Here is an 11,768-nt window from a genome sequence, read left to right as displayed (position 1 = left end):
TTCGACCGCCACCGGACAGAAACCGTCGTCCTTAATACAAACGCCGGCGGTTGGGATATTAGTCCAATCCGCTTGTCCGTCGTTTTGATCGGGCTTGCAGCCCTCCCAGGATCGAATCACTGATGCGGGTAGGAAAATCAATAGGCAGTTGCTTTCTGACATTTGCAGCGACAGCATCAACCCGCTCTGAAAATTCAGTCGGAATGTTAGCCATAGGCTCTCTGGCAAATCCAACAGCTTTTGCCGTTTGGAAAAAGTGCCGCCATTACCACTCTTCCTTCCATATCTGGTTTGAGGCCGCAGGATCTTTGCCCAATCAGCCGTTATGCCGCGACGCCATCCCTATCCAATCCGCACATTCTAAACACGCTGGTTAGAACATGATTGATTGCCCGCTGCTGCATATCTGACGAGTTGGCCTCTTCGCCGAGCACGGCGGCAATCTGGATATCAAAATCGGCATAGGTTTGCGTGATGGCCCAGATGGAAAAAAAGAAGTGTTTACTGTCCAGCGGCAACAGCAATCCCTGCTCTATCCAGCTATCAACGACGGCGGCCTTGCTGGCGACCAGATCATGAAGCTGGGTTTTCAGTATTTCATGCACTATCGGCGCGCCTTGCAGCAGCTCGTTGGCGAACAGCTTAGAGGCGTAAGGGCGTTTGAAGGTTAATACCATTTTTTGCCGCACATACTGTTCGATGACGGTGCGCGGATCGGCCTGGGGTTGAAAATGCTCCAGCGGCGACAGCCAGTCATGCAGAATATCGCCCAGCACGCGCAGATACAGGTTCTGCTTGTTGCCGAAATAGTAATGAAGATTTGGTTTCGGCAGATTCGCCTCTTCGGCGATTAGCGCCATGGTGGCGCCCTTAAAGCCAAAACGGGCAAACACATGCTCCGCAGCCAGCAGGATCACCGCCTCGTTATCAAGCCGGATGCGGCCCTTTGACGATTCGTCAGTCGACATGTGTTTCAACATCAATTTCCTGTCCTACTATTTGTATCAAAATCGGCCGGTTAAAGATCGGGGTTGTGGAATAGTCGTCCAACGTCCAAGCGGACGAACGCCGCACCAGAACCCCGATTAGTAATAACATAACCGCTCACCCACATCACCAAAGAATACCGATGTTTGCCGCGGCGAAACAACCTGCCCCGGCACGGATGCCGCTCGAACGGCTGAAGGCGCGAGGTTTTACCCGCGCAAGCCCCTTCAGGCGCTCTGCCCCAATGCCGCGACCGCGACGGCATGGCTGTCCTCCAACATGCGGTAGCGGACGATCCTGCCGTCCCGGACCGTCAGCACGAAGGCAAAGGGCGTTTCGATCAATCCGCCGGTGGCGTGCACCCGCGAAGCCAATTCGCCCAGCGCCACGGCGGTGTCGTCATCGGCCAGGATCCGTTGTACCTCGAACCGCTCCGGCGCCAGGCGCGCGGTCAGTTCACGATAGAACGCCCCTACCGCCTCGCGATCTCGGCGCGGGCCGATCCAAGGCACTGCCTCCAGGTTGCCCGGAATGTCCCAGTCCACCTCGTCGGCGAACAGTTCAAGGATCGCCGCCAATGCCTGGGGATCATCCGGCTTCGCCCAGAACGCCGCGACCCGCTCGAAGTAGCGCGAGGCAATGTCACGCGGCGTTGCGGCAAGCGCCTCGCCGCGATACAAAGCCACTCGCCGGCGGTCCTCGCTGGTGAAATCGGGATCGACGTAGATGAAGGTCCGTTTGATCAACGGCCCGTCGAACTCGAAGATGTTGGCGAAGCGTCCCTGCGAAATTTCGCCATCGGGCCAGGATCGCCCGTCCGCAGTCACGCCCCATTCCCGGCCCTCCACGACGATGCGGTCGCCATCCACGGTAAAGAGCAGCCCGTCGATATCATGGGTCAGCTTTGCCGCGTCCCTGGCGATGCGCTCGGCGAAGCGTTGCAGCGCGGCCTTGCCGCAGGCCGCGCCGAACTTGGGGAAGAAGAACTCGACATCCTCGGTGAAGAGATCCAGCAGAGCAGGATCCTTCGCATCAACCTTGCGAAAGTAGTCACGTACGGTCTCGATGCGGGTATCAACAACGTAATCAGGCATGGGCTTGCTCCATTTATGTAAACTGTATTACAGTATTTGCATGAACACGAGCATCGTCAAGAATTATGTAATCCAAAATACAGATAGGAGACCGCATGGCCCGAGGACGCCCCCGCAGCTTTGACCGTGATGCCGCGCTTGAGCGCGCGATGAAAGTCTTTTGGGCCAAAGGCTTTGAGGCCACCCAGCTTGCCGACCTGATGGAGGCGATCGGCATCAACCCGCCCAGTTTCTACGCCGCCTTCGGTTCCAAGGAAGCCCTGTACCGGGAAGCGGTCGATCTCTACCTCACCACGGCAGGCGCCGGCAGCATGCAGGCGCTGGCGGAGACGCAAAGCGTCCGCGAGGCAATCAAGGGCATGCTGCTTGCGAGCCTGGACATCGCGCTGGCCAGCCCGTCCTCCGGCGGCTGCATGGTCAGCCTGGGCCTGTTCAACTGCCAGGCGCAGAACGCGCCCCTGCGCGATCACATGCGTGAACTGCGGCGCAGCACCGTACGCCTGATCCGACAGCGGCTGGAGCGCGGGATTGCCGATGGCGAACTGCCAACCGATACCGACGCCGACCGCCTCGCCACTTACTTCGCCACGATCATGCAGGGCATTTCGCTCCAGGCGCAGGATGGCGCCGGGCGCGAGACGCTACTCGGCATTGTGGAAACGTCGATGGCGGCATTGAAGTAATGCGGAAAACATGGGCCGCTGGCGATCATCTCCCTCACATGCCTGAGGAGCGGAAGCCGGCGCGGTTAATGAATCCGGCCGCCGGAGCGCCTGTTCCATCAGACAACGCCCCACAACACGGCGGTTTATGGAACACCCGGCAGCCACATCGAACGGCGTTACTTCGCCGCCGCCTCCCAGACGACGTGGGTCATGGCGCTATCGCCAGGGTCTTTTTTAATCACCGACTCGCCGCCGCCGCTCAGCAAAACGTCCACGGTACGGCGATAGGCGGCGGGATCCAGATAACCGATTTTCGGCGTATTGGCGTTGGTAATCAGTTTGGCGACGTTTTCCATCTGCCGCTGCTGTACTTCCAGCGTCGCGGAGCCGGACGAATCTTCGTTAACCACAATCTCCGCGGCTTCGGCCGGATTATTGACCGCTTCGTTCCAGCCCTTATAGCTCGCTTGCAGGAACTTCGCCATTTTCGCCACAAAAGCCGGATCCTGCAGGCTGGATTCCAGTACGTACAGTCCGTCTTCCAGAGTGGAAACGCCCTGGTCTTCATACGGGAACGAAATCAGATCGTCCGCCTTCATGCCGGCGTCAATCAGCTGCCAGTATTCGTTGTAGTTCATAGTGGAAATGCAGGCGGCCTGATTCTGCAACAGCGGATCGACGTTAAAACCCTGTTTCAGCACTTTGATGTCGGTATCCGGTTTGTAACCCAGCTTGTGCATCCAGTTGAAGAACGGGTACTCGTTGCCGCCGAACCAAACGCCCAGCGTTTTTCCTTTCAGGTCCGCCGGGGTCTTAATCCCGGTGGATTTTCGGCAGGTCAGCATCATGCCCGAACGATCGAATATCTGCGCGATATTCACCAGCGGCACCCCGGACTCGCGCGCCGCCAGCGCATCGGGCATCCAGTTGACAATCACATCCGCCGATTTTCCGGCAATAACCTGTACCGGAGAGATATCGGTTCCACCCGGTTTGATGGTGACATCCAGCCCGGCATCTTTGTAATAGCCTTTGGCCTGCGCCACGTAGTAACCGGCAAACTGAGCCTGAGGCAACCATTTAAGCTGAAGCGTGACTTTCTCGGCGGCATGAACGCTGGCGGTCAATGACAATGCCAGCGTAGCGGCGGCCGCGATAAGGCATTTGCGAAAGGCGGAACGATCTCTCATATGAGTATCCTCGGGTTAGGGTGGAACACACCATTTTGCTTAACAACACCATGTTTTTTAAATAAATTTCTTAATAACCAATGCTGTTCATTTAAAGATCGAGATACCCGGGGCGACCACGGCGAGAGGCATCCCTGCGGGAACCTCATCGCCGTGTTTCCCCTAATATCAGGCTTAAGTAAACGACATTAGTTTTTAACAACGATCCTTTCGACAGCCGGGCTGTCTGATAACAACGATGATTGCTCACTGCTTACGACTCGCCGCGCACTGAGGGATGCCAGAAATTGACCTTCCTTTCCAGCCAGACCAACAGCGCATAAAACAGCGATCCCACCACGGAAGCGACCACGATCGCCGCCCACACGGTGGACATATGCATACGGGCCGCCTCGGTCGAGATACGAAAACCCAGCCCCGCCGTGGGGGAGCCGAAATACTCGGCGACAATCGCACTGATCATCGCCAGCGTGGCATTGACCTTAAGCGCGCCGAAAATAAAGGGCAGCGCCGCCGGTAAACGCAGCACTCTCAGGGTGGTGCGCGGCGTGGCGGCATAGCAATACATCAACTCTCGCTCCAGCTTGCCGGAGGCCTGTAGCCCGGCCAGCGTGCTGACCAGAGCGGGAAAGAAGGTAACCAGCACAATGACCGCCGCCTTGGACGGCCAGTCAAAGCCAAACCACATCACCGCAATCGGGGCCACGCCCACCAGCGGAATGGTGCTGGTCAGGTTAGCCAGAGGCAGCAGGCCGCGCTGCAGGAACGGCAGCCGATCGATCAGAATTCCCACCACGATCCCCATGCCGCTGCCCAGCGCATAGCCCACCAGCACCGACTTCAGCACCGTTTGCACAAAATCGCCCGTCAGCAGCCCGGCGTTGTCATACAGCGCCCGGACAATATCAATCGGCGCCGGCAGCAATACCTGGGGCACCGCAAACACCGTGACCAGCAACTGCCAGAAATACAGCACCCAGGCGCCGAATAACGCGGCAACCGCGCCGGGCGGCAGATTTTTACCGCCGCCGTTCGCCAGGCGCTGCACGCTATGACACGCCAGCAGCGCCAATGCCGATACCGCCAACCAGTACGCGGCATCGGGATGCGCCATCGCGGCGGGCCGGATCAGCATTCCCGCCGCCGCGACAGTCAGCGCGATCGCTCCAGCCGGAAACCAGGGCGACGCAGAGGGATACAGCGCCAGCAGCGCCGCGCACAGCAGCAGCAACAGTTCGATAATCAGAACCGGCATCACGCCGCTTTCCGCCGCGCCGCCGGGGAGCCGCTGCACCAGTCCCATCAGCGTCGCCATCAACGCGACGACAAGGCCAAAACCGCCGGTAACATATCTATGCATCACTGACCTCCCTTACGGCGCGACATAACGGCGTATTCCGTCAGGCTGACCAACGCGGTCAGAAACAGCCCCAGCAGCGAAGCCATCACCAGGGCGGACCAAATCTGAATGGTGTTGCCGTAATAAGAGCCGGTCAGCAAGCGCGCGCCCAGACCGGCCTGCGCCCCCGTCGGCAGCTCCGCCACCATGGTGCCGACCAAACCGCTGGCGATCGCCACCCGGAATGCCGGAAACAGATAAGGCAGGGCGGATGGCAGCCGAACCATCCAGAAGGTATCGATTCGGCTGGCGGCATAAGTGTGCACCAGCTCCATTTCCATTTTCTGCGGCGAACGCAGTCCTTGCACGGTGGCGATGGTGACCGGAAAGAAGCAGAGATACATGGCGATCGTGGCTTTGGGCAGCAGGCCGGTGATCCCCAGGCTGCCCAGAATAATCAGCACAATCGGCGCAATCGCCAGCACCGGCACCGTCTGCGACGCCACAATCCACGGCAGCAGAGCCTTATCCAGCGTGCGGGAATGCACAATGCAGATAGCCAGCGCCAGCCCCAGCGCCACGCCCATGACGAACCCGGTCAGCGCGGCGCTGGCCGTCACCCAGGTGTGCAACAGCAGGTTTCGCGGCGAAGTGACCGGCCATTTCGTCAGGCTGGCCCAAATATCGGCCACAATCTGGTGCGGCGCGGGCAGCACCGGCCGCGACATATTCAGCGTGACATCCACCAGTTCGCGCCAGCCCCAGCCCTCGGTTGTAGAGAGGGTGCGCTCAATCGCCCCCTGCGCATTCAGCCCGATGGCCAGCAGATACCAGAACGCCACGGCCGCGGCGATAATCACCGCAACGGGAAAAAACCGGTAACGTAAAGCGTCAATGTTCATGATGACCCTCGATTAGCGCTTCACGCACTTCCTGAGCCAGATGAATAAACGCCGGCGAGTCGCGCATGGAGAGATCCCGCGCCTGGGGTAAGGGAGAGTCGATGATTTTGACGATGCGGCCGGGACGGGGCGACATAATGACGATGCGGGTAGACAGATAGACCGCTTCGGAAATGGAGTGCGTAACGAACGCCATCGTGCGCTGCTCGTTGTACCACAGCTGCTGCAACTGCTGGTTCAGATTATCGCGGGTTAGCTCATCCAGCGCGCCGAAAGGCTCGTCCATCATCAGAATTTTAGGTTCGAATCCCAGCGCCCGCGCGATGGAGGCGCGCTGCTGCATACCACCGGAAAGCTGCCACGGGTATTTTTTCTCGAACCCGCTCAGACCAACCCGCGACAGCTGTTCACGGGCTATTTCTTCGCATCGGGCCGGCAATACGCCCTGAATCTGCAAGGGCAGCATGACGTTGGCCAGCACGGTACGCCACGGCAGCAAAACCGGCGCCTGGAAAACGTATCCATAGGCGCGCGCCTGCCGGGCTTCCGACGGCGTCATGTCATTGACCCACACTTCGCCGGAGGTGATCGGCTCCAGATCGGCGATAACCCGCAACAGCGTGGTTTTACCGCAGCCGGAAGGCCCGATAAAGGAAACAAACTCTCCCTGACGAATAGTCAGATTAATATCTTTCAGCGCATGTACCGGCCTATCGGCGGCCGGGTAAATCACATTGGCGTCGCGTACGACGATTGCCGGTCTGGCCGTGTTCCGGGCCGATGTCGTCGTTATGAGTGATGGCTCATCTAGATACATTGGTTGGCTCATACCGGTTATCCCATATTGGCGGTTTCTGACTGTTTGGTTAGGTTTCTGTCTAAACTGATGCCATTTCCATGCCAACGTTTACTTTTCCACCAACCCTACGGATAACAGGGGAATTACGCTTTCGCTCGCAGCAAAGAAAAACACGCTTGGTGCAAACTCCCGGCTTTTTGCCTCGATTTGGAGCAATATCCATACATAAAACGTATATTTTGTTTTTAATAAGCGCTGAGCGGCGCACACCTTTCTTCGGCCGTTTTCGCTGCGATGAGGGGAAAAGAAGAAGTGAAGATGACTGCGGGAATATTTATTGGGCGAACGCCGCCGGTATTGCCATGACGAAAACTATAGTCAGGCGGATTTTTCTGTTCCGGCAAACCGGCGCGCCCTACGGACCGCGTCTGCATTGGCGTCCGCGTCCGCGCTGCGGCTCGGAGCAGGCGCGGGCGACGAATGCATAGGGATAATCCGCCTTTAGGGAATCGCGCTTACCGGCCGCTCCAGGCATGAACCGCCTGCTGGCGTACCTGCAATTTTTGCTGCGGCGTCAGCTTGTTGTAATCCGGCGCCAGGGCGCTTTCCCAGTCGCCATAAAGCGGGTTGGGCAGCACGACAAATTCGGTGCCGAATTTGTCCCTATTCGCGCTGACGAATGACCGCCGCTGCGCATTATCTTTATGATACGTGGCTGCGCCGAAGTCGTTCAGGTTATCGCCCGCGTAAACGACGATGTCGTAACCGGCATTTTTAATGCCGTCAAAACGCGCCTGTTTGTTTGAGTTATCCTGGGCAAGCAGAACGGTTTTTGCCGACATCCCGGTAAAACCAAGTTTCCGCATATTGTCGACGGTGGCGTCATATTCCGATTGTTTGCGGTTAGAGACATAAAACATGGTGCCGCCGTGACTGTTGACGTAGTTGGCGAATCGTACCGCGCCCGGCACTGCCAGCGCCTGCCCGGCCCGCGACCATTCGGCCCAGGACTCGCCGTCGAACGGTTTGCTTTGCCGCACCTGCCAGCCTTCATAGGCGCTGTTATCCAGCATGGTTTCATCTAAATCGACCACCACGGCTTTTTTCTTGCCTGCGGCCGGCTTAGCGCGATCGAACGCGTATTGAGCGCTATTGAATGCCTGATGAGCCAGTGCCTGATATTCGCCGGATTGCTGAAACCAGTTCAGCGCCAGCACCATTTGGTTCGACAACTGCCGCTGCGGCTGTTGATCGTCTTGTGGATGCTGAACGCAGCCAATCAGAGCGAGCAATGCGATACCGACCGCGGCGCCGAGGGAAATCTTTTCGGGACGTGCTTTTGCCATATGGGGATAACTCTTTGTTTATTATTCTGAAATGAAAACCTGACGCAGCAGTGTGCGGGCGTCTGAAAGACGGGTTTTGCGAAGGCTATGAACGGTATTCCGGCATTTCCGCATGCGACATATGGTTCATGCGTTGGTTTTAATCTACGCCAGCGAATATCGGATACGCCGCGCGTCATCAAGAAAAGTAGCCTAGACACGTTTAATCAATATGGCAACCCGCATGGCCGCTTCGCAATATTTAACGCGCGATCATGTAAGTACAAAGACAGTCTGCGAAGCGGCGCTGGAAAATCATAATCCGCCTCTCGCTGGGCGTTAATTCCACCACGCCAGGTGTTATCGTTGATGCCGCTAATCAACCTGCACGGAAGGGATTCATATATGAAGGAAAAAACACAAATCGAGATATATCAAACGGATGATGGGCAGCATCATGTGCAGGTTCGTTTTGAAAATGACACCGTCTGGTTAACACAGTCTCAAATGACGACCCTATTCGGTCGGGATCAGTCGGTGATTTCACGCCATATCCGCAATGCGCTTACTGAGGGTGAAGTGGCTGAGCAACGCAATATGCAAAAAATGCATATTGCTAATTCAGACAAACCCATCACCCTTTATGATCTGGAAGTGGTGATCTCTGTCGGCTATCGCATTAAATCTCCGCAAGGTATCCAATTTCGTCGTTGGGCCACCCAGCGTTTAAAAGAATTTCTGGTTCAAGGCTACAGCATCAACCGTTCGCGATTCGAACAAAATGCCGCGGAGTTGGAACAGGCTCTGGCTCTGATTCAGGCCGCATCAAAAAACCTGGACGCCGGCGCTGTGGACACAAGTCGAGGGCTGGTGGAAATCATCAGCCGTTATACCCAGACATTTCTCTGGTTGCAACGCTACGATGAGGGGCTGCTAGAGGAACCTGCCGGACAGTCCGGTGGAATACTGCCGCCGCCTGCCGATGCCATGCTGGCATTAAACCAGTTGAAACAACAGCTCATCGAGAGAGGAGAAGCCACCGCCTTGTTTGCCAACCCCAGAGCGGAAGGATTGGACGGTATTTTTGGCAACCTTAATCAAACCGTTTTTGGCGCGCCCGCCTACCCGACCGTCGAAAGCAAGGCCGCCCATTTACTCTATTTTGTGGTCAAAGACCATCCGTTCTCGGACGGTAATAAACGCTCAGGGGCTTTCCTATTCGTTGATTTTCTGCACCGCAACAGCCGTTTGTTCAACAGCATGGGGATACCGGTGATCAATGATACGGGATTGGCGGCGCTAACCTTGCTGGTGGCCGAATCCGCTCCCAAACAGAAAGAGACGTTGATCCGGTTAATCATGAACATGCTGAATCGCATGGAAAAAAACGTGATACGCGGGGGTACAGGGTCAAATAAGGAGATAAAACCCGCGCCCAATGGGAAGGACGCGGGTTAAAGACGGCGAATCAGTTGGATTGCGCGGGCCGATCGCCCTGCTCTTCCTGATCGACGGCGAAGCAGGCGACCTGCTGCCCGCCATAGTCTTTCAACTGCGGCTGGAACTGGGTGCAGGTGCTAAAACAGCGCTGACAGCGGGCGTTGAATGCACAGCCCGGCGGCGGATTCAACGGGCTGGGCAACTCGCCGACCAGCTTGATGCGTTCGCGCCGTAAATCCGGATTAAGTCGGGGCGTCGCGGACAGCAGCGCCTGGGTATACGGATGACGCGGATTACTGAAGATGGCCTCTTTGCTGCCCTTCTCCACACAGCGTCCCAGATACATCACCATCACCTCGTCGGCAATATGCTCGACCACCGACAGATCATGGGAGATGAACACGTAAGACAGCCCCATATCCTGCTGTAAATCCATCATCAGGTTCAGCACCTGCGCCCGCACCGAGACATCCAGCGCGGAAACCGGCTCATCGGCAATCACCACGTCCGGGTCCAGCATCAGACCGCGGGCAATGGCGATACGCTGCCGCTGACCGCCGGAGAACATATGCGGATAGCGCTCGTAATGCTCGGTTTTCAGCCCCACCTTCGCCATCATGGCCAGCGCCTTTTCGCGGCGCTCGGCTTTCGACAGCTCAGTGTTGATCAGCAGCGGTTCTTCCAGGATCTGACCGACCTTTTTACGCGGGTTCAGCGATCCGTAAGGATTCTGGAATACGATCTGGATCTTCTGGCGGCGCAGCTTCTCCGCCGTCTGATCCGGCTTCAGCAGATCCTGCCCCTGATAGTAAAGCTCGCCCGCCGACGGTATTTCGATCATGGTCAGCAGGCGGCCCAGCGTCGACTTGCCGCAGCCGGATTCACCGACCACCGCCAGCGTTTTTCCGCGCTCCAGCGTAAAAGAGACGCCATCCAGCGCTTTGACCATTCTCTCCGGCGCAAATAACCCTTTCTTCACCGGGTAGTGTTTTTTCAGGTCAATCGCATGCAGTAAATACGGCTGCGATGTGACGTTATTCGGGTTCATACGCTTGGCCTCCCCGCATCATCCAGCGGTGTGTGACATTTCACCTGACGTCCCGGAATACTCCGCAGCTCAGGCTCTTCGCGCCGGCAACGATCGTTCGCATAGGGACAGCGCGGGTTCAACAAACAGCCGTTCGGGCGGTCATATTTGCCGGGAACCACGCCCGGCAACGATTCCAGACGCGATTTGTCCGTCGAAAATTCCGGTAAGGCGCGCAACAGCGCCTGCGTATACGGGTGCCGGGGCGCGGTGAAAATATCCGCCGCCTTGCCGGATTCCACCACCTGCCCGGCATACATCACGATAATGTGATGCGCCGCTTCAGCCACCAGCGCCAGGTCGTGCGTGATCAGAATCAGCGCCATGTTCTCGCGCTGCTGCAATTCAAGCAGCAGCTCGATTATCTGCGCCTGAATGGTGACATCCAGCGCCGTGGTCGGTTCGTCCGCAATCAGCAGTTTGGGCCGGCAGGCGATAGCCATGGCGATCATCACGCGCTGGCTCATCCCGCCGGAAAGCTGGTGCGGATAGACATCCAGCCTTGATCCGGGATCGGGAATGCCGACCAGCGTCAGCAAATCAATCGCGCGCTGACGGCGGGTTTTGCGGTTGCCGCCCTGGTGAACCTTGATGGCTTCCATAATTTGAAAACCCACGGTGTAGCAAGGGTTCAGGCTGGTCATCGGATCCTGAAAAATCATCGCCACTTCCGCCCCGACCAGTTGACGCCGCTCTTTCTCGGATATCTGCGTCAAATCGCGCTGGTCAAATTCCAGCTTGTCGGCCATCACCTTGCCGGGATAATCGATTAGCCCCATAATCGCCAGCGAACTGACCGATTTACCGGAACCCGACTCGCCGACAATGCCAACTACCTGCCCTTGTTCAACCTGGTAACTGATGCGATCGACCGCACGAAACGGCACGCCCTCATCGCCAAAATGAACGGACAGTTTCTCTATATTGAGTAACGCCATCT

The 11,768-nt window shown here is 57.3% G+C and carries 12 protein-coding genes; 3 read left to right on the top strand and 9 right to left on the bottom strand.

The annotated features are described in order from the left end of the window. Window positions 1-323 precede the first annotated feature (323 nt). On the bottom strand, window positions 324-980 hold the full coding sequence (locus HC231_RS00275; RefSeq protein WP_208229208.1) for a TetR/AcrR family transcriptional regulator: 657 nt from the start codon (window positions 978-980) through the stop codon (window positions 324-326). 234 nt (window positions 981-1,214) lie between these two features. Then, window positions 1,215-2,081, bottom strand: a complete 867-nt coding sequence (locus HC231_RS00270) for a nuclear transport factor 2 family protein (RefSeq protein ID WP_208229207.1) — start codon at window positions 2,079-2,081, stop codon at window positions 1,215-1,217. Window positions 2,082-2,176: 95 nt separating this feature from the next. Here HC231_RS00270 and HC231_RS00265 point away from each other — a divergent pair, with 95 nt between their 5' ends. After that, entirely contained in the window at window positions 2,177-2,764 is a 588-nt protein-coding gene (locus tag HC231_RS00265; RefSeq protein WP_208229206.1) for a TetR/AcrR family transcriptional regulator, read from the top strand. A 158-nt stretch (window positions 2,765-2,922) separates the two neighbouring features. On the opposite strand, the gene HC231_RS00260 is transcribed toward HC231_RS00265, so the two are convergent. From HC231_RS00260 to HC231_RS00245, 4 genes are all read right to left on the bottom strand, one after another. Beyond that, complete coding sequence (locus tag HC231_RS00260; RefSeq protein ID WP_208229205.1) at window positions 2,923-3,936, bottom strand: ABC transporter substrate-binding protein; 1,014 nt, start codon at window positions 3,934-3,936, stop codon at window positions 2,923-2,925. Between the two features lie 253 nt (window positions 3,937-4,189). Next, window positions 4,190-5,296 carry an ABC transporter permease gene (locus tag HC231_RS00255; RefSeq protein ID WP_208229204.1) on the bottom strand — a complete coding sequence of 369 codons (1,107 nt, stop codon included), beginning with the start codon at window positions 5,294-5,296 and terminating at the stop codon, window positions 4,190-4,192. Next, window positions 5,296-6,177, bottom strand: a complete 882-nt coding sequence (locus HC231_RS00250) for an ABC transporter permease (protein WP_208229203.1) — start codon at window positions 6,175-6,177, stop codon at window positions 5,296-5,298. Before HC231_RS00250 ends, HC231_RS00255 begins: the two co-directional genes overlap by 1 nt. After that, window positions 6,167-7,006, bottom strand: coding sequence for an ABC transporter ATP-binding protein (locus tag HC231_RS00245; RefSeq protein ID WP_208229202.1), 840 nt, complete (start codon window positions 7,004-7,006; stop codon window positions 6,167-6,169). Before HC231_RS00245 ends, HC231_RS00250 begins: the two co-directional genes overlap by 11 nt. Before the next feature lie 332 nt (window positions 7,007-7,338). Here HC231_RS00245 and HC231_RS24105 point away from each other — a divergent pair, with 332 nt between their 5' ends. Beyond that, window positions 7,339-7,464: a hypothetical protein gene (locus tag HC231_RS24105; protein ID WP_281397369.1), complete on the top strand. Its 126-nt coding sequence runs from the start codon at window positions 7,339-7,341 to the stop codon at window positions 7,462-7,464. A 27-nt stretch (window positions 7,465-7,491) separates the two neighbouring features. On the opposite strand, the gene HC231_RS00240 is transcribed toward HC231_RS24105, so the two are convergent. Further along, window positions 7,492-8,322, bottom strand: coding sequence for a 5'-nucleotidase, lipoprotein e(P4) family (locus tag HC231_RS00240; RefSeq protein ID WP_208229201.1), 831 nt, complete (start codon window positions 8,320-8,322; stop codon window positions 7,492-7,494). 384 nt (window positions 8,323-8,706) lie between these two features. On the opposite strand from HC231_RS00240, the gene HC231_RS00235 reads away from it, so the two are divergent. Continuing rightward, complete coding sequence (locus HC231_RS00235; protein ID WP_208229200.1) at window positions 8,707-9,759, top strand: virulence RhuM family protein/type II toxin-antitoxin system death-on-curing family toxin; 1,053 nt, start codon at window positions 8,707-8,709, stop codon at window positions 9,757-9,759. Between the two features lie 10 nt (window positions 9,760-9,769). Here the strand turns inward: HC231_RS00235 and dppF are convergent, their stop codons facing one another. Both dppF and dppD read right to left on the bottom strand, forming a co-directional pair. Continuing rightward, on the bottom strand, window positions 9,770-10,789 hold the full coding sequence (dppF, locus tag HC231_RS00230; protein ID WP_208229199.1) for a dipeptide ABC transporter ATP-binding subunit DppF: 1,020 nt from the start codon (window positions 10,787-10,789) through the stop codon (window positions 9,770-9,772). Then, the gene (gene dppD, locus HC231_RS00225; RefSeq protein WP_208229198.1) at window positions 10,786-11,766 is read right to left on the bottom strand and encodes a dipeptide ABC transporter ATP-binding protein; all 981 of its coding nucleotides are present in this window, start codon (window positions 11,764-11,766) and stop codon (window positions 10,786-10,788) included. The genes dppF and dppD overlap by 4 nt, the downstream gene beginning before the upstream one ends. Between the last annotated feature and the right edge of the window lie 2 nt (window positions 11,767-11,768).

The organism is Brenneria izadpanahii (assembly GCF_017569925.1).
Lineage (GTDB): Bacteria > Pseudomonadota > Gammaproteobacteria > Enterobacterales > Enterobacteriaceae > Brenneria > Brenneria izadpanahii.
The sequence above is the reverse complement of the archived record's forward strand: the minus strand, read 5'-3'. Positions and strand labels throughout refer to the sequence as shown.